We start from the raw sequence: 21232 nt of genomic DNA on the forward strand, positions 1-21232 counted from the left end.
GACTAGCGATGAATATTCCTGAATGCCGCGCCGTGATCACCGGGGCCAGTGGTGGGATTGGCCAGGCACTGGTCGCCGAACTGCTGCGCGAAGGTGCCCATCTGCTGCTGGTTGGCCGCCAGCCCGAACCCCTGCAAGCGCTAGCCGAGGCCCACGCCGGCAAGGTCACGCTGGTGACTGCGGACATCCGCGAACGCAGCGGCCGTGAAGCCGTGGTCGCCGCCGCGCAACGCTTTGGCGGCATCAACACGCTGATCAATGCTGCGGGGGTCAATCACTTCGGCCTGCTGGAGCAGCATGATGAAACCGCCATCGCCGAGCTGATCGAACTCAACGTAACCGCTACCTTGCAGCTGACTCACCGCCTGCTGCCGCTGCTGCGGCAACAGGGCCGAGCTCTGGTGGTCAACCTGGGCTCGACGTTCGGCTCCATCGGTTACCCCGGCTTCACAGCCTACTGCGCCAGCAAGTTTGCCCTGCGCGGGTTTTCAGAAGCGCTGCGCCGCGAGTTGGCCGACACCCTGGTCAAGGTTCTCTACTTCGCCCCACGCGCCACTCAAACCCGCATGAACGGCGCCCAGGTGGTGGCCATGAATGACGAACTGAACGTCGCCATGGACGACCCACACAACGTTGCTCTGCAATTGCTGGCAGCCATACGCCGTGAGGAAGAGGAGCGCTACCTGGGCTGGCCGGAGAAACTCTTCGTGCGCCTCAACAGCCTGCTGCCGCGCCTGGTCGATCAAGCCCTGCGTAAACAACTGCCCATCATCCAGCGCTTTGCGCGCAGCAAACCTTAAGAGGACATACTCATGACGCTTTTCCGCACCGCCGCCTGCACGCTGCTCTGCCTCATCAGCCTGCCCAGTTTCGCCTTGAGCGAACAAGGCCAGGCACAGCTGCAAAGCCTTCAAGACCGCTGGGCCGAGATCAATTATCAGCTGCCCAAGGAACAGCGCGAAAAAGCCTTCGCCAGCCTCAGCGAACAGGCGCAAAAAGCCGTCGCCGCGGAGCCGAACGCCGCCGAGCTGCAGATCTGGAACGGCATCATTCTCAGCACCTACGCCGGTGCCAAAGGCGGCCTGGGGGCGCTGGGTCTGGTCAAGGCAGCCAAGGCCAGCCTGGAGCAGGGCCTGGCGCTCGACCCCAAGGCGCTGTCCGGCTCGGCCTACACCAGCCTCGGCAGCCTGTACTACCAAGTGCCCGGTTGGCCGGTAGGCTTTGGCGATGACGAAAAGGCCGAAGCCATGCTCAAGCAGGCCTTGGCGATCAACCCGGATGGCATTGATCCCAACTATTTTTACGCGGACTATCTGACCCGCGCCAAACGCTACGCTGAGGCAAAAGTGGCACTGGAAAAAGCCTTGCAAGCGCCTGCCCGACCTAATCGCCTGTCTGCCGACGCCGGGCGCAAAGCGGAAATTCAAGCGCTGCTGGCCAAGGTCAACGCCGAATTGGAGTAATCTCGCCCACGCGAGTTTGGATAGAACACACCGGGAATCACTGCATGCGCATTCTGCTGGTCGAAGACGACAACGCCCTGGGCGAAGGTATTCGCACCGCCCTCAAACCCGAGGGGTACACCGTCGACTGGGTACAGGATGGCAGCAGTGCGCTGCATGCCCTGACCAGCGAGAGTTTTGAACTGGCGATCCTCGACCTGGGCCTGCCACGCATGGACGGCCTGCAGGTGCTCAAGCACCTGCGCGCGGCCGCCAACCCGGTGCCCGTGCTGGTACTGACCGCCCGTGACTCCACCAGTGATCGCATCGCCGGGCTGGATGCCGGCGCCGATGATTACCTGGTCAAACCCTTTGATGTAGCTGAACTCAAAGCCCGCCTGCGCGCCCTGCTGCGACGCAGCTTCAACCGTCCGCAACCGGCGCTGGAATACCGTGGCATCAGCCTTGACCCGGTCAGCCAGGCCGTCAGCTATCAGGGCCAGGCGGTCAATCTGCCGCGCAAGGAGTTTCTCCTGCTGCACGAACTGCTCGCCCAGCCCGGCCGGGTGATGACCCGCGACAAGCTGCAGCAGGCTCTCTATGGCTGGGACGAAGAGTTGGAGAGCAACGCCCTGGAAGTACACGTGCACCACCTGCGCAAAAAATTCTTTCCCGAGCTGATCCGCACCGTGCGCGGCGTCGGCTACCTGGTGGATAAATAACATGCCGAAGGTGTTGCGCTCGATCCGTGCGCGTTTGCTGGTGCTGCTGCTGTCCTTGCTCAGCGTGACCCTGGGGCTGATCAGCCACAAGATCTACAGCGATGCCAGCCATGAAGTGGAAGAGCTGTTCGACGCCCAGCTGGCGCAGACCTCCCGGGTGCTTATGGGCCTGGTCCGTCACGAGCTGTCGGCCGACTCGCGCCGCGACCTGCAGACTGCGCTGGATGAAGCCCTGCTGCTGAAAAACAGCCCGCGTAACCTCGACGGCCTGCTCGGGCACAGCTACGAAAGCAAACTGGCTTTCCAGATGCTTAACGACAACGGCGAGCTGGTGTTCCAATCCGCCAGCGCCCCGAAAGGCCTGCTGATGGAGATGATCGCCCAGCTCGGCCTCAACCTGCCGGCCGACTCACAGCCGATCAGTGAACGTCTCAATCGACTGGCCAAGTACCTCAGCGGCTATCACACCCTGACCTTGGGCGAGCACCGCTGGCGGGTGTTTGTGCTGCACGACAACGTCGATCACCACTGGGTACTGGTGGGTGAGCGTGAGGACGTGCGTGGCGAACTGTCTGGCAAGATTGCCCGGCGCACCCTGCAACCACTGCTGATCGGTTTGCCGCTGCTGGCTCTACTGCTCTGGCTGGCCGTGGGCTTTGGCTTGCGCCCACTGCAGCGCATGGCCGAATCGATCAAGGCCCGCGCCCCTGACAACCTCGCGCCACTGACTTTTGGCCCGTTGCCACACGAGCTGGAGCCCATGGGTGCCTCGCTCAACCGCTTGCTGATGCAGGTCAACCACCTGCTGGACCAGGAAAAACGCTTTATCGCTGATGCGGCCCACGAGTTGCGCACCCCCTTGGCAGTGCTGCGTATTCACGCCCAGAACGCCCTCGACGCGCCTGACCCGCAAGACCGTAACGATGCCCTGCGCCAGCTCGGCAGCGGTGTCGAGCGAGCCACTCGGGTGGTGGCTCAACTGCTGACCCTGGCGCGCCTGGAACCCAATGTGGCGCAACTGGCCATGCGCGAGCTGGACCTGCTCGGGTTTGTGCGCAACGAGCTGGCAGAGCTGATTCCACTGGCGCTGGAGCGTCATCAGGAACTTGACCTGGATGCCCTGGAGCCAGCGGATTATCAGTTGCTGGCGGATGGCCCAAGCCTCGGCACCCTGCTGCAAAACCTGATCAGCAATGCCGTGCAATACACCCCTGACGGGGGCCGTATTCGGGTTCAGCTAGAGGCTCAGGCGGATGCCATCGTGCTGCGCGTGCAGGACAGCGGACCCGGCGTCGCACAGGCGCAGCGGGAAAAACTCTTCGAACGGTTCTATCGCCTTGGCGCCGGCCAGGGCGCTGGCCTTGGGCTGTCCATCGTGTTGCGCGTGGTAGAACTGCACCGCGCCAGCATCAGCCTCGGCGACGCCCCCCTCGGCGGCCTGGAAGTCGCGGTGCGCCTACCCAGACGACGCTAGCGCGTAATGCCTCGGCGCTGCGCCCGCTCTTCACGGCGGGCCTGTTGCTGCACGTCGGCGAGCACTTCCTGCACGTAGTCGATATGCCGGTTGGACAGCGCACGTGCGTCTTCGGCACGGCCTTCGATAATTGCCTGGAACAAGGCGCGGTGCTGCTCAATCAGCATGTCGCGGGTTTCATCACGCTGGGCATACATGCCGCCGATGTTGGTCACCACGTTGCGCTTGAGCAGGTCGAACAGCCCGCGAATGGTGTGCAGCAGCACGGCATTATGGCTGGCCTCGGCAATCGCCAAATGGAAGTTGGCATCGGCGGCACCCTCTTCGGCGCGGGTCACCTTGCCACTGCGGCTATAGCAATCCTGCAGCGCAGCGAAGGCGTCAGTCAGGCGCTGGCGATCCAGTTCGGTGGCGCGCTGGGCAGCGTAAAACGCGCAGGAGCCTTCAAGGGTGTGGCGAAACTCGAGCAGGTCGCGCTGGGCTTCGGGGTTGCTTTCCAGCAGGTGCAACAGTGGGTCACTGAAAGTCGAGCCGAGGGTTTCCGCCACATAGTTGCCGCCGCCATGCCGGCTAACCAACAAGCCCTTGGCCGCCAGCTTTTGGATCGCCTCACGCAACGATGGCCGCGACACACCGAACTGCTCGGCCAATACGCGCTCGGCGGGCAAGCGTTCGCCAGCCTTGAGCGTGCCTTCGAGGATCAGGGTTTCCAGTTGGCTAACGATATCGTCCGACAAACGGCGTTGCCGTACCGATCCCACTTCCATAGCCCGCACTCCACTGGTTTGACCACCTGCTATGGGCCTTTGCGGCCCGCTGCCGGCAAGCCTATCGCCGCCATCACAGCCAAGCAAGACGCACCCTTACGACCAAAGTCGTAAGGCAGCTAATTGACAGGCTGGAGGCCGCACTTTTACCCTGACCGCGCAGTCTTGTAAATTGGTATTACCAATTAACCAAACTAAAACAATTCCAAGAATCCAACGAGGTCTCCCCATGCCGGCTCTATTGCTTATACCCGCCGCAACGCTGCATCACGATGTGCACCCGCATTCACCCATGCGCAACGCGCAGCGTTAAGGGGAGACCACCATGTCGACAGGTCTTCTTGCTCTACTGGCGTTCTCGCCCATCCTGCTCGCCGCTGTGCTGCTGATCGGCCTGCGCTGGCCGGCCAAACACGCCATGCCTCTGGTCTACCTGCTTACCGCTGGTGTGGCGTTGTTTGCCTGGGACATGAGCTTTAACCGCGTACTGGCCTCTACGGTGCAGGGGCTACTGATCACCCTCGGTTTGCTGTGGATCATCTTCGGCGCGATTTTGCTGCTTAACACCCTCAAGCACTCCGGCGGTATCACCGCGATCCGCGCCGGTTTTGCCACCATCAGCCCGGATCGGCGTATCCAGGCGATCATCATTGCCTGGCTGTTCGGCTGCTTTATCGAAGGCGCGTCTGGCTTCGGCACACCTGCGGCCATCGCCGCACCACTGCTGGTGGCCATCGGCTTCCCGGCCATGGCTGCGGTCATGCTCGGCATGCTGGTGCAGAGCACGCCGGTGTCCTTCGGCGCAGTGGGTACACCGATCATCGTCGGCATCAACACCGGATTGGATAGCGCCACCATCGGCGCGCAGCTGGTTGAACAAGGTTCATCCTGGGCGCAGTTTCTGCAGCTGATCACCAGTGAAGTGGCGATCATCCATGCCATTGTCGGCACCGTGATGCCGCTGGTGATGGTGCTGATGCTGACGCGTTTCTTCGGCGCAGAGAAAAGCTGGAAGGCTGGCTTTGAAGTGCTGCCATTCGCGATTTTCGCCGGCCTGGCCTTTACCGTGCCTTATGTGCTGACCGGGGTGTTCCTCGGGCCTGAGTTCCCGTCGCTGGCCGGTGGTCTGATTGGTTTGGCGATTGTCACCAGCGCTGCGCGCATGGGTTTTCTGCTGCCAAAAACCACCTGGGATTTCGCCCCGGCGGACAAATGGCCAGCCGAGTGGTTGGGCACCGTGGAAATGAAGCTCGACCAACTCACCGCCAAACCGATGAGCGCCCTGCGCGCCTGGTTGCCGTATGTGCTGGTCGGCGTGCTGCTGGTGATCAGCCGGGTATTCCCCGAGGTCAGCGCCGCGTTGAAAGCGGTGATGCTGAACTTCCCCGACCTGCTCGGCGAAACCGGGATCAGCGCCAACTTCCAGCCGCTGTACCTGCCGGGCGGGATTCTGGTCACCGTGGTCATCGCCACCTTCTTCTTCCATGGCATGAAACTGCGCGAGCTGGGTACAGCGGTGAAAGAATCGTCCAGCGTGCTGCTCAGTGCCGGCTTTGTGCTGCTGTTTACCGTGCCGATGGTGCGCATCCTGATCAACTCCGGGGTCAACGCCGCCGAGCTGTCGAGCATGCCGATCCTGATGGCGCGCTGGGTGGCTGACAGCGTAGGCGGTATCTATCCGCTGCTGGCGCCGAGCGTGGGTGCCCTGGGCGCCTTTATTGCCGGTTCCAACACTGTCAGCAACATGATGTTCAGCCAGTTCCAGTTCGGCGTGGCCAGCAGCCTGGGTATTTCCAGCGCGCTGGTGGTCGCGGTGCAAGCGATCGGCGCTGCAGCCGGCAATATGGTGGCGATCCACAACGTCGTCGCCGCTTCGGCCACCGTGGGCCTGCTGGGCCGTGAAGGCAGCATCCTGCGCAAGACCGTCTGGCCTACCCTGTACTACGTACTGTTTACCGGCCTGATCGCATTGTTTGCCGTGTATGTGTTGGGCGTTAGCGACCCGCTGATGGCGAGCTGATACACGCCTGAATGTGCGCCGCTTGGGCGGCGCGCATTGACGTTTCGCTGCAACCCTTTTTCCTGCTTGGGTGATTCCATGATCATTTCTGCCTCCACCGACTACCGCGCCGCCGCGCAACGCCGGCTGCCGCCGTTTCTGTTTCACTACATCGACGGCGGCGCCTATGCCGAGCACACGCTCAAGCGCAACGTTGCTGATTTAGCGGACATTGCCCTGCGCCAGCGCGTGCTGCGCAACATGTCGGAACTGAGCCTGGAAACTCGTCTGTTCAACGAAACCCTGAGCATGCCGGTGGCACTGGCCCCGGTCGGCCTGACCGGCATGTACGCCCGTCGCGGTGAGGTGCAGGCTGCCAAGGCCGCCGCCGCCAAGGGCATTCCCTTTACCCTGTCGACCGTGTCGGTGTGCCCGATTGAAGAAGTCGCGCCGGCCATCGACCGGCCGATGTGGTTTCAGCTGTATGTGCTGAAAGACCGTGGCTTTATGAAAAACGCCCTGGAGCGCGCCAAGGCCGCCGGCGTCACCACCCTGGTATTTACCGTCGACATGCCCGTACCTGGCGCCCGCTACCGCGACGCCCACTCAGGCATGAGCGGCCCGAATGCACCGCTGCGGCGCATGCTGCAAGCCATGACCCACCCGCGCTGGGCCTGGGATGTCGGCCTGCTCGGTAAGCCCCATGACCTGGGCAACATCTCCGCCTACCGTGGCAACCCCACGGGCCTGGCCGACTACATTGGCTGGCTGGGCAACAACTTCGACCCCTCGATCAGCTGGAAAGACCTGGAATGGATTCGTGAATTCTGGGACGGGCCGATGGTGATCAAGGGCATCCTCGACCCGCAGGACGCCAAGGACGCAGTGAGCTTCGGTGCCGATGGCATCGTCGTCTCCAACCACGGTGGCCGTCAGCTTGATGGCGTGATGTCCAGCGCACGCGCCCTGCCGGCGATTGCCGATGCAGTAAAAGGCGATCTGGCGATTCTGTCCGACTCCGGCATTCGCACCGGTCTGGACGTGGTGCGCATGATCGCTCTCGGTGCGGATACGGTGATGCTCGGTCGCGCCTTTATCTACGCCCTGGCAGCTGCCGGTGGCGCAGGGGTGAGCAACCTGCTGGATTTGATCGAAAAGGAAATGCGCGTGGCCATGGTGCTGACCGGAGCCAAATCGATCAGCGAGATCACGGCCGATTCGCTGGTGCGCGAACTGCACCACGCCGCATCCTGACTTTCGGAGCCTGCATGAGCCTGCCTGCCGCCTTTCTCACCGCCGTCGAACGCCTGATCCCTGCCGAGCGGCGCTTCGACGACCCGCTGTCGACCCTGGCCTTCGGCACCGATGCCAGCTTCTACCGGTTAATCCCCAAACTGGTGGTTCGCGTCGAAGCGGAGCTGGAAGTGGTCGACCTGCTCAAGCTGGCCAGCACCCATCAGGTGCCAGTGACCTTCCGCGCCGCCGGCACCAGCCTGTCTGGGCAAGCCATCAGCGACTCGGTACTGATCGTCCTCGGCGACAACTGGAACGGTCGGGAAGTCCGTGGTCAGGGCAGCCAGATCCGCCTGCAACCGGGCGTAATTGGCGCTCAAGCGAATGCCGTTCTGGCGCCCTTCCAGCGCAAGATTGGCCCTGACCCGGCGTCGATCAACGCCTGCAAGATCGGCGGCATCGTCGCCAACAACGCCAGTGGCATGTGCTGCGGCACGGCGCACAACACCTACCACACCCTGGCTGGCATCCGTCTGGTGCTGGCCGATGGCACGGTGCTGGATACCGAAGACCCACTCAGCGTCACACGCTTTTTCGCCACCCACGCCGACCTGCTGGCGCAACTGAACGAGCTGGGCAAACAGACCCGCGCGAATAGCGCGCTGGCGGCCAAGATCCGCCATAAATACCGCCTGAAAAACACCACCGGCTTGTCGCTTAACGCCCTGGTGGATTTCGATCAGCCGCTGGATATCCTCAGTCACCTATTGGTCGGCTCCGAAGGCACATTGGGTTTTATCAGCGCGGTGACCTACAACACCGTGCCGGATCATCCGCACAAGGCCAGCGCCCTGCTGGTGTTCCCCGATGTAGAGAGCTGCTGCCGCGCAGTGACGGTGCTCAAGCAGCAGCCGGTGTCCGCCGTGGAACTGCTGGACCGCCGCAGCCTGCGCTCGGTGCAGAACAAACCGGGCATGCCGGAGTGGGTCAAGGGGCTGTCGAATAGCGCATGCGCGCTGCTGATCGAATCCCGCGCCGCCAGCCAGAGCCTGCTGCATGAACAACTGCAACTGATCATGGCGTCCATCGCCGACTTCCCCCTGGAAAAGCAGGTGGATTTCAGCGAAGACCCAACCGTCTACAACCTGCTGTGGAAGATCCGTAAGGACACCTTCCCCGCCGTCGGCGCGGTGCGCCAGACCGGCACCACGGTGATTATCGAGGACGTGACCTTCCCCATCGAACAGCTCGCCGAAGGCGTCAACCGACTGCTCGCGCTGTTCGATAAACACGGCTACGACGAGGCGATCATTTTCGGCCACGCCCTGGAAGGCAACCTGCACTTCGTGTTTACCCAGGCCTTCGAAACGCCTGAGCAGATCGCTCGCTACTCGGCCTTTATGGACGACGTGGCGCAGCTGGTGGCGGTGGAGTTCGGCGGATCGTTGAAAGCCGAGCACGGCACTGGACGCAATATGGCACCCTTCGTCGAGCTGGAATGGGGCAATGACGCTTACCAGCTGATGTGGCAGATCAAGCGCCTGCTCGACCCCAAGGGCATCCTTAATCCGGATGTGATCCTCTCCGAAGATCGTGACATCCACCTGAAAAACCTCAAGCCGCTGCCGGCCGCCAACGAGATCATCGACAAGTGCATCGAGTGCGGTTTCTGTGAGCCGGTGTGTCCATCGAAAGGGCTGACCCTGAGCCCACGCCAGCGCATCGTGATCTGGCGCGATATCCAGGCAAAAAAGCGCGTCGGCATCGACACCCGCGAGTTGGAAGCCGCCTACCAGTACCAGGGCATCGACACCTGTGCTGCCACCGGCCTGTGCGCCCAGCGCTGCCCGGTGGGCATCAACACCGGCGATCTGGTGCGCCAGCTGCGCGGCAGCGTCGCCAACAGCCCGCGCAGTGCCGACTGGCTGGCCAACAACTTCCACCGCGCCATGCAGGGCGCGCGGGTGATGCTGCATGTGGCCAACGGCGCACGCATGATCATGGGCGCGCCATTGCTGAGCCGCACCTCGGCGGCGCTTAGCAAGGCCAGCCAGGGTCGCGTGCCGCAGTGGACGCCAGCGATGCCGCAACCGGTGCAGCGCCTGCAACTGCCCAAGACGAATGATGATGCGCGGCCACGGGTGGTCTACCTGGCCGCCTGCGTATCCCGTGCCATGGGCCCGGCGGCCAGCGATAGCGAGCAAATGCCATTGTTCGACAAGACCCGCGCACTGCTGGAGAAAGGCGGCTTTCAGGTGGTGTTCCCGGATGATCTGGACAACCTCTGCTGTGGCCAGCCGTTCGCATCCAAAGGCTATACCGAGCAAGCCGAGCGCAAGAAGCAGGAGCTGATCGACGCCCTGCTCAAGGCCAGCCGCGGCGGCCTCGACCCGATCTACTGCGACACCAGCCCCTGCACCCTAAGGCTGATTCAGGACGGCCTAAACGCCAGATTGAAACTGCATGACCCGGTGAAATTTATCCGTGAGCACTTGCTCGACCGCCTGCACATTACCCCGCAGGACAAAGCGGTGGCGGTGCATGTCACCTGCAGCACCCAGCATCTTGGGGAGGCACAGGGCCTGATCGATATCGTTAGGCGCTGCACCTCAGAAGTGGTTATCCCGGAAGGCATTCACTGTTGCGGCTTTGCCGGTGACAAGGGCTTCACTACGCCCGAGCTGAACGATCACGCCTTGCGCAGCCTGAAGTCCGCCGTCCAGTACTGCGAGGAAGGCATCAGCACCAGTCGTACCTGCGAAATTGGCTTGAGCCAGCACGGCGGCATTGATTACCACGGGCTGGTATACCTGCTGGATAGGGTGAGCAGCGCCAGGGTTTGAGTGACCAGCGGCCCAGTCAATGAGTGAGGGTTTTCTATACTGAATACCCTACCCACTCGCTGGAGCCACGCCATGCGCCGTCTTGCCACTTTCCTTGCTACCGCACTCTTCAGCACCTCGCTCTGGGCCATGCACTGCCCAGCGGATATGGCCAAGATTGATGGCCTGCTGAAAACTGATCCGCCGAGCGATGCCGCAGTACTCGCGCAAGTACAAAAGCTACGCGCCGAAGGCGAAACCCTGCACAAGGCCGGCAATCACGGTGAGTCGGTCAAGGCGCTGGGTGAGGCTTTGCAATTGCTTGAAGCCAGCGAATAGTCCGGGTAGCTCAACGCCTTCGGCAGAATTGCCGAAGGCACTTTTTAGAGCGCCTGCCCTAGAAGACTGAGCGCCACGCGGCGCACCTGAGCCAAGTCAATCGGTTTAGCTAAACAGGCTTGCGCACCGCGCCGACGGGCCTCGGCAAACACCGCCTCATCTGCCGCCGCGCTGATCACCAACACTGGCACCGCCTGCAACCGCGGATTAAGGCGCATGGCATCCAGCACCTGCATGCCGTTGCCATCGGGTAGATCCAGGTCCAGCAGCAACAGGGTCGGCGTGCATTGCTCCAGCTCCGCCAGTGCCCGCTGTACCGAGCCAGCGCCACGTACCTCGGCAAATTCACGCAGGGCTTCCTGAACCACCTTGAGGCAGGCAGGGTGATCTTCCACGCACAGTACCTCGGCCAGCTGCCTGGGCTGCTCTGACACAGACTCCTCATCAGCAGCCGGTTGTGCCGCCGGAGCCGCAGCGCCGGGCAGGTCAATCCAGAAGCGACTGCCCACACCGGCACTGCTACTAAAGCCCATTTCACCGGCCATCAAAGCGGCCAGCTCGCGGCACAGTACCAAGCCAATTCCGGTACCAGGAATGCTGGAGTTCTCACGCCCCAGGCGCTGGAACGGCTGAAACAGATTGGCTTGCTGCTCGGCTGTCAGCCCTGTGCCGTTGTCCTCAACCCATAAGCGCACGCAACTGGAGCGCACCTCATAACCCATGTGGATCAAGCCCTGCGGGCTGTTGTACTTGATCGCGTTGGACAGCAGGTTAAGCACTACCTGGCGCACCCGGCGCATATCCGCCTGCACATACAGGCCGGCGTCGGCGTCAGCCAGCACCTGCAGCTGCAACTGACGTTGCTGCACTTCAGGCTGCACCAGCTCAGCGCAACCGTGCAGCAGCGCGCCCACCTCCACAGACTCCAGCTTGAGTTGCTGACGGCGGCTTTCGATGCTCGAAAGATCGAGAATGTCGTCCACCAATGAGGTCAGATGGCGACTGGCATTGACGATCTCGCGGGCGTAATCGCTCTCCAGCTTGGCTTCGGGTTTGTCCTGCGCCTCCATCTCGATCAACTGACCAAAGCCATAAATCGCATTAAGCGGCGTACGCAACTCATGACTCATGCTCGACAGAAAGCGACTCTTGGCCTGGCTGGCGGCCTGAGCGTCCAGACTCGCGCGGCGCAGGTCTTCCTGCACCTGTTTAAGGCGGGTGATATCCACATGGGTGCCGGCCACGCGCAGGGCTCGGCCCTCGCTGTCACGCTCCAGCACCTTGCCGCGACTCAGCAGCCAGACGTAATGACCGTGGGCATCTGCGTAGCGGTATTCCGCCTCAAAACGGTCCTCGCCACTGCTGGCGAACAGTTGACGCAGGTGGCGAATACGCTCCAGATCATTGGGGTGTACACGCTGATTGAACTCACTGAAGGTGATGCTCGGCTGCGTGAGACCGAAGCGCTTGAGGAAGCGCTCACTCAGCGTGATGCTCATGCTGTGCGCTTCAACCTCCCAGAGGCTTTCCGTGGTGCTTTCCAGTACCAACTGAAGAATCCGCTGCGCTTCTAATCGCTGCACTTCACTGGCCTGCAGTTGCTCACCCGTCTGCTGCACCGCTGTAGCCATACTCATCAGTTCATCAATCTGACTGGACGGCGCACTGGGCTGGTAATGGCCCTGCCCCAGCTCGCGCATCATCCCGACGACCCCATCCATCGGCTGCACCAGCTGATCACTGAGCCGCCGTGAACGCACCCACATCAGCGCGAAGAACAGCAGATAGAACAGCCCTAAACCGACAATCAGCAGATAACCGATGTGCAGGTAACGCTCTGCCAGGCGATTGGTCTCACTGAAAATATTGGCCTCATCGACCACCAACAGCAGCTGCCAACCCGTTTGCGGAATCTCGCTCCAGGCAATCAACTGTTTGCGACCACCAAGTTCAACTTCCTGCACATTGCCCTGGCCGGCTGCCATGGCCTTCAGCAACGGCTGCATCTCGGTGCGTTTGGCCAAGTTGAAGTCTTCAGGCTTAAGCACTTCACGCCGCACCGCCTCGGCATAGGAGTACTCGGTCAGCTCGCGCAGGCCAAAATCCTCTTCGCCTGCGCGCGGCAAGGCCATGATGTTGTGATCGCGGCTGACCAGCATGGCGTAACCGTTCCAAGGCACATCCAGCTCACCGATTTCCGCGAGCATCTGCCCAACCGTGATATCCAGGCCCACAACCCCTTCGAGAAAATCACCGCGGTACACCGGCGCCACGGCCGACATCATCCAGCCCATGCCTGCCGGGTCGAGGTAAACGTCGGTCCAGGCCACCTTGCGCTCAGGGTTGTGCTTGGCGTCAGCCAGGTAATAGAAGTTGTAATCGGGTATCACCATGTCATGGGGATACTGCTCGGGCGTCATAAAGAAGGGGTAAATGCGGTTGTAGCTGTCCCAGGTATTGAAATAGGCCGCTGCCACCCGTGGGTTGGCAGCCTGAATTGAGCGCATCAACGGGTCGAGCTGCGACAGGCGTAACGCCTTGGCGTGGTCCTGCTTGGCCAGCGGCGTGCTGTTGGCATAAAACGAGGCCGCGCGGCCATCATCGCTGCGGCTGTAGAACACCCCGCTGTCCGTCAGCGCATGCCGCTGACGCTCCAGCGCATCAGGCTCAAACGTGCGGTTATCCAGAGCATTGAGTGCCGCATCACGGAAAATCTGTACCTGCGCTTCAACTGAACGCAGACGGCCATCGATCACCTGACCTTCACGCACCACCGCAGCAGACAGGTCATCCAGTGCGCTCTGCTGCAAATGCTCAATTTGCGCATCGCGAATTGCGGCATTACTCAACAGGTAAACCGTGATCAACACCGACTCGACCAGAATCAGCGGTATCAGGGCACTCTGCACAAAAGCGCGCCAGATCCACTGACGCAAAGGGTAACGCGACGCGCGCGGCATACGAGGGTCTCATCCTGAAGGCAAGGCGAATGTGCAGGATGCAATCATAGCCGGCAAGCACCCTAAACGTCCGCCAGGCAATTGCTGGGTCGACGCTTTGGAACCTTTGGCGTAGACTCGCGTCCCAGTACCAGCGACACAAGTTTCGGGGCCGATTAGGATTCGACGCCGGTAGCGAAGCTCTAGGTGCATGCCGACTTGGTAACAGAAGTCGTAAATCCACTGTTGCAACTTTCTATAGTTGCCAATGACGAAAACTACGAGGGCTACGCTCTCGCTGCGTAAGCGGCGCGACTAGTCCTTCTGGTAGCTTCGGCTCCAGCGATCACTAGGGGATGCCTGTAAACCTGAAGTGATTGTCATGCAGAACAGGATCGCCGCGTAGTACGTTGTGGACAAAGCGGCTAAAACTTACACAACTCGTCCAAAGCACCCTGCCCGTCGGGCGGCTGCGGATTAACTCAATAGACACGGCTAAGCATGTAGTACCGAAAGTGGAGAACTGGCGGACGGGGGTTCAAATCCCCCCGGCTCCACCAAATAAGCCCTGAAACCCGTCTAAAACGCGGGTTTCAGGCACGATTTGATGGCTTTGGATTTCACACAGTCCTTCTGTGAATCCAAAAAGGTATGCCATCATGTCCAAGCGCCAAAGCAAAACCGGTGTTCAACACCTCGTCTATCAAGCCAAAACAGGCTTCCAGTTCTACTTCACCTTCCCGAGCAATATCGGCTCCCACCCCAAGCTGCCCGCACAAATTCGCTGGTCGCTAGGCCACGATGAAGCCCTCGCCCGCGACCTTGCCAAGCACCTGAACGCAGGCATTCAGGATTTACTCCAGCCCTTCAAAAACCCGCTCAAAGAACTCATCCCGGAGCTCTTCCTGTCCAAGCTTGATCTCTTACAAGCTGAAATCAGGCGTTTTGTCGACAGCCAGCAGAAAATCTGGGCACTCCGCCCCACCCCAACCGCTCTTGCCAATACCGACCTGAGCGCCGGGCATGAACGCCTGCTGAAAGAATGCAAAGAACACACCGTGCTGTATTGCAATGAGCCAGGCAGTGAAATCCACTTCGCCCTATTTCCTAGCGAAGCGCTGCGTCACACTCTCAAGTTCGGCTTCACTCGCTTCGACTGGCCCCTTGGCACCAACGATCCAGTCGTCGCTAACGCCGCTGCCGCTTACATCTACAGCGCTATCACGGTGATGGAAACCACCCCGTTGGCCAAGAACATCCACAAAGCCGGGCATCCGCTTATCACGATGTTATCTCTCTACGAGTACCTGTGCTTTGCCAGGCCAGACCAGGGCCGCAATCTGCTGCATATTCCGCCGGGGCTACCGCAGTCGGCACATAGCGTGATGTTTCACCTGAACCGGATTTCCGAGCAGGCCGATCACTTTGTGTTCTGCCACCACTTTCAGACCCTGCAAGAAGAAAGCGGGCTCTATACCATTTTGATTCCCCTAGGCGATCCAAGCCTGAAACGTGACCCCAATCGCCCCGAGAAGATGCGCATCGAGCTGCTCACCAGCTCACCCATCCTTGCATCAATCCTGCTGCACTTCAGCCTGGGGCAGATCGACAAGATCCTAGTGAAAAGCTTTATTGAAGCCCCATCAGCGGATGCCTATGAACGCGCCCTGCAAGAAATCCAGGATCTGATCCGGCGGATGCTCGGCCCGATCCCACCCGCCGAACCGATGTACACACTGCCGGATATGAGCGCGGCCAACGACGCAATCACAGCACCGCAAGACGCCGGAACGCTAGCACTGCTGGGGGCACTGAGCAGCGTGCTGTCACCCGCTCAGAACGCAAAGCTACAAGCACTGTTTGAAGCACCGACAGCAAATGACGGCCTGATCCAGCCTCCAACAACGGGGGCACCAACCCTTCACTTCAGTACCCTCGCCAAGGAGTTCGAAGAGCGCCAGGTACGCGAGGGCGCCTGGCAGAACCCGCGCACTCGCATCACCATGCACTCAAGACTCGAAGGCTTAACCGAACTTATCGGCGGACATCGCCCACTCACTACCCTGACCCGAGCGGACTTCAATGCGCTACGCGATCAGTTGCGCAGCTACCCGAAAAACCGTCACCGCTTGCGCGCCACCCGCTATCAGCCCCTGAGCCAGATTATTCAGGGCGGCAAGTACGAGCCCATCAATGCACGCACAGCGAAAAAATTCTTTGAACTGGCTCGGGCGCTCATTAGCTACGCGCACGACCAAGGCTATTTGAAGGAGAACCTGGCCACAGGATTGGCATTCAGCACGAAGGGCGCCCCCTCGCCGCGCAAGCGCACCTATAACCCCAAGCAGATTGATCAACTGCTCAATGGGCCGACCTATACGCTCAAAGCACCACCCCGCTGGCGCCTGGATGACTACCGCTTCTGGCTCCCACTGCTCGGCCTGTATACCGGCGCCCGCTTGAGCGAGCTTTGCCAGCTCCAGCTCGGCGATATTCGCGAAGAGCTGGGCGTGTGGGTGATCAGCATCAGCAGCTCCGGGGCACGACAGTTGAAAACCGTCGACTCGGAGCGCCTCGTGCCTCTGCACAAAGTCATCCTGGAGGCTGGATTTCTGGAGTTTCATCGACAGCGCCTGGATGCAACGGACGGAAATTTTTCAGCTCCGCTTTTTGAAAAAATCCGCGTGTATGGCGACCTTTCACCAGGGCACACTGCCAGCCGCTGGTTCCGAGGCTCGGACAAAGATGACAAAGGTTATCTGGGACTATGCGGACTCGGGGATGACGAGCTGACCTTTCACGGCCTAAGGCATACGCTCATTAATCAGTTTCGCCGACAGAAGCTAGACATGCTGATCGGCAAGGCCTTGGTCGGCCATGCCGACCGCAGCACCACCGGCGGCTATGGCGACTGCTATCCGAGCTATGTGCTGAAAGAGGAGCTCGACAAGATCGACTTTGAAACATCGACTACCCATATCCTCTACAGCGACTACAAGGCGCTACAAGTCAAACAGGGAGTCTTCCGCATCGGACGTCCAGCTGGAGGCACCAAAGCACCAACCGCTAATAGAGCAGAGAAACGTCACTGGCAATCCCGCATCACCCGATAGCTGAGCCGGCGCTAGGGGAAAACACCCCTAGCGCCAAAAATTCATTGACAAACTGTCAATGAATCATAATAATTAAATGTTTTATAAAAAAGCAATTGACTGGCTAACCATACAGTATTATTTTGAGATCTCATTAACTAGTGAGGTCTACATGAATGCTGTAATTAACCCCAACCTATCTGCTCCTATCCTTCAAGGCTTGACCCTCGTGGCCGCTCCCGGCCATGAAAAAAGCCTAGAACTGGCATTGCCGTATCTCGCCAGCATTGCCAGCGCAATTCATCGATTTCATCACTCCCCCCTCATCAGCGAGTTTCTGGATACCGTGCGGCTTCGTTTCCTTCGCGAAAACGATTACGTACCCAAGACGGCCTACATGCTCCAAGCGAGGATGGCAAAGCTGAAGACAGCACTCACCGAGCAAAACCCACAACGCCGGGTGGCTGAACTGGGTAGTGCTGACATTCAAGCGATTCGGGATTCACTCCCGACATTGCTACAAAAGGGCAGCACCGCTTGCGGTCAGGGCGCAAACCTTCAAGCCTACTACCAGCTGTTCAATCGCATGATTGATGAAGCGATTAAGGATCAGTGGGTTGACTACAAGGCTCCAAAGGCCAAAGGCTGCAAAACCACTAGATCGAAGGTCACTAAATCCTTTCTGGACTCCAACCTGGTCAGCCTCTTCGCCAGTTGGCCCTATCGAACCTACGTGCCAAACATACCCAAAGACCAGGTGCTTCAGGACGCTCACAGCTACTGTTTTTGGCTGATGCCGCTTGGGCTCTTCACCGGAGCCCGGCTCAACGAGCTTTGTCAGCTACGCGTCCACGATGTGATCCATGACACGTATGGCGTCCCCCTGATCAGCATCAACGCCAATGGCTTCAACAAGTCGCTAAAAAATGTGCAATCGGAGCGCGAGATTCCAATTTGCTCGATGCTGATCGAAATGGGTTTTCTAGATTTTGTAGCGGAGCGCCGCCAGGCCCAAGGCCCAGACGCATTGCTGTTTTCAGAGCTGCGTTTTGACGAAAAGCACCTTTATTCACGTGCTGCGAGCCGTTTCTTCTGTGGGCCCGTAACGGGTGCCGGATTTATCGGCCAGCATTGCCCAGTCGCACTCGCCGGCGGTTTCAATTTCAAAAGTTTTCGCCGGACATTCTCAGTGCAACTTCAGAAGTCTGGCGTGCCAGCGACAACCATTGCACACCTTCTGGGCCATGATGGCGGCAAGCTCGAAGTCACCAACGAGCACTATCTCGAAAAGTCGCCGTCCGTGATCTTGCTGGATACTCTGGAGCGCAACTTGAGCTACAACCTACCCTTGGACGCAATCAGCTGGCAGCACTTCAAGCATCTGATGAGCAGTCAGGCAGGACGCAGCAAGCGAGGCCGGAAAGCCAAGAAAACGCTGCACTAGCCCCTTCACAACAGAGGGGCAACATCATCAGCTGGAGATGATGCGATGAAGGATCAATAAAGGCTGCCGTCAGTGCGGCCTTTTTGCATTTAGGACTGTCGCAAGCCAGTGCTGCGATACCCCCGTCATGTCGCATACGCTAGCTGCGACACAACCTGATTATCTCAACCGGGAAATGCGATACCCAGCGCCTGTCGCATGCGTTAGCTGCGATACCTCCATCATGTCGCACCAGCAGCTGCGACACTCAGGGAGTATCGCAAGTCACCGGTGCGACACACCAAGGCTGTCGCAAACTCACACCGCGATACACTTGCTGTGCCGTAAGCGGCATCAAGACTGCCTGTTTGGGCACCAAAAACGGCCAATACAGACACGAAAACTGCCACTTTAGGCAAGAAGAGCGCCCGAACTGGCACTACTTTTATCGGTTATATTTCGATATTAAAACTATATAAATCAATGACTTATATAAATTTTCCATAACCGACTGGCTACCATTAGTCCAGCATTTGGCAGTCGCGAATATCAATCATCGTCAGCATAGTCGCCTTTTCAGCCCGGCCTGCCGGGCTGGCTAAGCTTTGACAACAAATACACGGGAGAGGGCGTACTTGAAGCAGCCGTACAGGCGATTCTTCAAGTACGCCCTCTCCCCCCATACTTGAAGCCTTCAAGTATGGGGCAGTTGGGCGTTTTGATCGTTTGTGAGGTCAGCGTAACGAATGTGAAGCGAAACCAAGCAAAGGAGCAAAATGATCAACTGCCTTCGCGTAGCGGCTGCCATTTGTTGTCAAAAAACAGCTTTTTCATTCGCCGCTGGTGAATGGCTGGCTGATCATTCGATGCGGAGCATGGCTGTTCTGGGTAATCGCAGAAGTCATATAACAGAACCCGCTATGCCTGCAGCAGAGCCGCCCGCACCTTTGCCCGAGTCATTGCTACGTACACCAACCGAGGATCAATCCCCATATTTTCGTCCAGAAGGGCATCGGCTACGACAATCACATGATCGAATTCCAAGCCTTTAGCTCGATGCATTGTGGCAAAGCGAATGTTCTCCACAGGTGCGGTATCTGCTGCTGTGGCGTCCAACACACTGATAGCAAAACCTTTGCTGGCAAAGTGCTGGGCTAACGCATCTCGCAATTTTTGGGAGCCTGCCATTACACAGGTCGTGGCTAAATTATTACTATCCGCTTGCTGCCCACTACCCCATACATTCACGACTTCCACTGCCTTAGACAAAGCTTGCTCAAGACCAGAGAAGCTCTCAAGTATCGGTGCTGGGCCATGTGACAGCGACTTATAGCGACTGTTGTCGTCTTTGCCGTCATCGAGGTCATCGATCTCGCAGCCCTCAAGCAAAGCCACTGCCTGCTTACGAATCTCATCGGTCGTGCGGTAGTTAAGGTATAGCTTGCGCGAACGGCCACGGATATTGATGCCGCAGCGACTCATCGAGGCAGTGTTACGTTTGTAGATGCGCTGATGGCCATCGCCAACAAAGAACAAATCGTTTTCTCCCGGAGCTACCATTGCACGAATCAATCGCAAGGCTTGTGGGCCAAAATCCTGGGTTTCATCAACGATTACCGATGAGTACAAACTTTCTGGTTTTTCCTCTAGCAAGCGAGCTGCATCGCGGTATGCATCGTCCACCTCCTTCAATTGTCGACTGGACAACTGAGATCGGTACTCCTCAAATACCGGCCAGATAGCATCTCGTTTGCTACGGCTCAAAATAACCTTACGGCCAGCCCGTCGAGCGGCTCGGTAGTCATCCAAGTTATCGATGCCTTGTGCCAGCACGACATCTTCCAGCTCGCGCTCGTAAAAGCCTTCATCCAGCCCCAGCTCATCTGGCTTGATTGCCATTGCGCACGCCCATGCATCGGCGCCCTCTTTCTTGCGGTTATAGAGAATTTTGTGTTCGTAGCGATGATGACGCAGGAAGCCATGTACCCAAGCATCCAAGTTTTTCACCTCGATACGCTCAAGCACTGACAGCGGGCAGAACGATTTAAGGTTGCTCTCGATGTCGAAGGCCAGATTTCGGGTAAACGTGGTAAACAATACCTTTCTGTTGGCCGCCGCCGGCTGCTCCGCCAACCACTTGGCCCGGTGCATGGCCAGCACCGTTTTGCCGGTACCTGCACCGCCCAACACCCGCATTGGGCCGGAGCGCGGCCCCATACTCAACTTACGCTGAGTGGGATGCAGAAACACCCGCCATTGCGCCAACGGCGCATTAAGAATGGCCGTCATGCTGTCATCACTGTCGACAAGTACAAAGCGTGAAAGCGACTCTGCGCGCTTGATTGCTTCGATGAAGTCGCTGGTATCAATTACCTGATCGACACGAGTTTCACGCGACATCAGAATCTGATTAAGCGTGTCCCCTGCTGCCAGCAAGAAAAGTCCCTCGTAGGCCTCAACTGGAAGCTCCGCCTGAACAGCATCAAGCTCATCGGCATTAACCAGCTTGCGTACGGTTAACAGCAGCTCCTCAGGAACCCCCAAACTCATCAGCTCATGATCAGAGTATTGGACGTATAACCCAACAACTTGGAGGGCCTGGGCCGGCGCAGGAACACTAACGTGCTCAACCACACTTTCAAGGCAAACAATCTGCATCGCACCTGTTACTGGGTTAATCGCCATCTTGCGGTGACTAGCCCAGTGGTAAGCATCATCGTGATGATCAACGTAGAGCAGAACATACAAATCACCCACCGGCGGTTTGAAGACGATGCCTCGCCAATCTTGGTCGATTCGCACTGAACGTAAATTAGGGTCCGCTGCGGCATTAATGGTTTCGTAATTGATACCGTTGCCTTTAGGGTCTGCCTGAAATTTAATGGCCCACTTAAGAATTTTTGCCTGCACCTGACTCGGCAGGCGGCTGAGGTTGCGTAGGAAGTCCTGCGACAATGCCACTCTAGGTTGAATACTCACC

The 21232-nt window shown here is 59.0% G+C and carries 13 protein-coding genes and 1 other RNA gene; 11 read left to right on the top strand and 3 right to left on the bottom strand.

The window, feature by feature from the left end:
* Positions 1–8 precede the first annotated feature (8 nt).
* From ALTER154_RS17080 to ALTER154_RS17095, 4 genes are read left to right on the top strand one after another with little or no spacing between them, the layout of a single operon-like run.
* Entirely contained in the window at positions 9–800 is a 792-nt protein-coding gene (locus tag ALTER154_RS17080) for an SDR family oxidoreductase (RefSeq protein WP_160088784.1), read from the top strand.
* Positions 801–812: 12 nt separating this feature from the next.
* Positions 813–1463, top strand: a complete 651-nt coding sequence (locus ALTER154_RS17085; protein WP_160088786.1) for a hypothetical protein — start codon at positions 813–815, stop codon at positions 1461–1463.
* A gap of 44 nt (positions 1464–1507) precedes the next feature.
* On the top strand, positions 1508–2164 hold the full coding sequence (locus ALTER154_RS17090) for a response regulator transcription factor (protein WP_090255290.1): 657 nt from the start codon (positions 1508–1510) through the stop codon (positions 2162–2164).
* Between the two features lies 1 nt (position 2165).
* Positions 2166–3638 carry an ATP-binding protein gene (locus tag ALTER154_RS17095; protein WP_160088788.1) on the top strand — a complete coding sequence of 491 codons (1473 nt, stop codon included), beginning with the start codon at positions 2166–2168 and terminating at the stop codon, positions 3636–3638.
* On the opposite strand, the gene ALTER154_RS17100 is transcribed toward ALTER154_RS17095, so the two are convergent.
* The gene (locus ALTER154_RS17100) at positions 3635–4405 is read right to left on the bottom strand and encodes an FCD domain-containing protein (RefSeq protein ID WP_160088790.1); all 771 of its coding nucleotides are present in this window, start codon (positions 4403–4405) and stop codon (positions 3635–3637) included. The two genes, ALTER154_RS17095 and ALTER154_RS17100, sit on opposite strands and share 4 nt — an antisense overlap.
* A 325-nt stretch (positions 4406–4730) precedes the next feature.
* Between ALTER154_RS17100 and ALTER154_RS17105 the strand changes: the two genes are divergently transcribed.
* From ALTER154_RS17105 to ALTER154_RS17120, 4 genes are all read left to right on the top strand, one after another.
* The gene (locus ALTER154_RS17105; RefSeq protein ID WP_160088792.1) at positions 4731–6425 is read left to right on the top strand and encodes an L-lactate permease; all 1695 of its coding nucleotides are present in this window, start codon (positions 4731–4733) and stop codon (positions 6423–6425) included.
* A 78-nt stretch (positions 6426–6503) separates the two neighbouring features.
* On the top strand, positions 6504–7658 hold the full coding sequence (lldD, locus tag ALTER154_RS17110) for an FMN-dependent L-lactate dehydrogenase LldD (protein WP_160088794.1): 1155 nt from the start codon (positions 6504–6506) through the stop codon (positions 7656–7658).
* A 14-nt stretch (positions 7659–7672) separates the two neighbouring features.
* Positions 7673–10480 carry an FAD-binding and (Fe-S)-binding domain-containing protein gene (locus ALTER154_RS17115; RefSeq protein WP_160088796.1) on the top strand — a complete coding sequence of 936 codons (2808 nt, stop codon included), beginning with the start codon at positions 7673–7675 and terminating at the stop codon, positions 10478–10480.
* A gap of 72 nt (positions 10481–10552) precedes the next feature.
* Entirely contained in the window at positions 10553–10798 is a 246-nt protein-coding gene (locus tag ALTER154_RS17120; RefSeq protein ID WP_160088799.1) for a hypothetical protein, read from the top strand.
* Between the two features lie 44 nt (positions 10799–10842).
* Here the strand turns inward: ALTER154_RS17120 and ALTER154_RS17125 are convergent, their stop codons facing one another.
* Positions 10843–13758, bottom strand: a complete 2916-nt coding sequence (locus tag ALTER154_RS17125) for an ATP-binding protein (protein WP_160088801.1) — start codon at positions 13756–13758, stop codon at positions 10843–10845.
* Between the two features lie 147 nt (positions 13759–13905).
* Between ALTER154_RS17125 and ssrA the strand changes: the two genes are divergently transcribed.
* From ssrA to ALTER154_RS17140, 3 genes are all read left to right on the top strand, one after another.
* Positions 13906–14297: a transfer-messenger RNA gene (gene ssrA / locus ALTER154_RS17130) on the top strand.
* 99 nt (positions 14298–14396) lie between these two features.
* Positions 14397–16850, top strand: a complete 2454-nt coding sequence (locus ALTER154_RS17135) for a site-specific integrase (protein ID WP_160088803.1) — start codon at positions 14397–14399, stop codon at positions 16848–16850.
* A gap of 151 nt (positions 16851–17001) precedes the next feature.
* Positions 17002–18273 carry a tyrosine-type recombinase/integrase gene (locus tag ALTER154_RS17140; RefSeq protein ID WP_160088805.1) on the top strand — a complete coding sequence of 424 codons (1272 nt, stop codon included), beginning with the start codon at positions 17002–17004 and terminating at the stop codon, positions 18271–18273.
* An 897-nt stretch (positions 18274–19170) separates the two neighbouring features.
* On the opposite strand, the gene ALTER154_RS17145 is transcribed toward ALTER154_RS17140, so the two are convergent.
* A complete protein-coding gene (locus tag ALTER154_RS17145; RefSeq protein ID WP_160088807.1) occupies positions 19171–21231 on the bottom strand; it encodes a UvrD-helicase domain-containing protein in 2061 nt (686 codons plus the stop codon).
* Position 21232: the final 1 nt, after the last annotated feature.

It is taken from the genome of Pseudomonas sp. 9AZ, from assembly GCF_902506525.1.
In the GTDB taxonomy this organism is placed as follows: Bacteria; Pseudomonadota; Gammaproteobacteria; order Pseudomonadales; family Pseudomonadaceae; genus Aquipseudomonas; species Aquipseudomonas peli.

Bases quoted from the DNA above. Each gene is read 5' to 3' on its own strand.
- ALTER154_RS17080 (WP_160088784.1), top strand. From the start codon at position 9: ATGAATATTCCTGAATGCCGCGCCGTGATCACCGGGGCCAGTGGTGGG.
- ALTER154_RS17085 (WP_160088786.1), top strand. From the start codon at position 813: ATGACGCTTTTCCGCACCGCCGCCTGCACGCTGCTCTGCCTCATCAGC.
- ALTER154_RS17090 (WP_090255290.1), top strand. From the start codon at position 1,508: ATGCGCATTCTGCTGGTCGAAGACGACAACGCCCTGGGCGAAGGTATT.
- ALTER154_RS17095 (WP_160088788.1), top strand. From the start codon at position 2,166: ATGCCGAAGGTGTTGCGCTCGATCCGTGCGCGTTTGCTGGTGCTGCTG.
- ALTER154_RS17100 (WP_160088790.1), bottom strand. From the start codon at position 4,405: ATGGAAGTGGGATCGGTACGGCAACGCCGTTTGTCGGACGATATCGTT.
- ALTER154_RS17105 (WP_160088792.1), top strand. From the start codon at position 4,731: ATGTCGACAGGTCTTCTTGCTCTACTGGCGTTCTCGCCCATCCTGCTC.
- lldD (WP_160088794.1), top strand. From the start codon at position 6,504: ATGATCATTTCTGCCTCCACCGACTACCGCGCCGCCGCGCAACGCCGG.
- ALTER154_RS17115 (WP_160088796.1), top strand. From the start codon at position 7,673: ATGAGCCTGCCTGCCGCCTTTCTCACCGCCGTCGAACGCCTGATCCCT.
- ALTER154_RS17120 (WP_160088799.1), top strand. From the start codon at position 10,553: ATGCGCCGTCTTGCCACTTTCCTTGCTACCGCACTCTTCAGCACCTCG.
- ALTER154_RS17125 (WP_160088801.1), bottom strand. From the start codon at position 13,758: ATGCCGCGCGCGTCGCGTTACCCTTTGCGTCAGTGGATCTGGCGCGCT.
- ALTER154_RS17135 (WP_160088803.1), top strand. From the start codon at position 14,397: ATGTCCAAGCGCCAAAGCAAAACCGGTGTTCAACACCTCGTCTATCAA.
- ALTER154_RS17140 (WP_160088805.1), top strand. From the start codon at position 17,002: ATGAATGCTGTAATTAACCCCAACCTATCTGCTCCTATCCTTCAAGGC.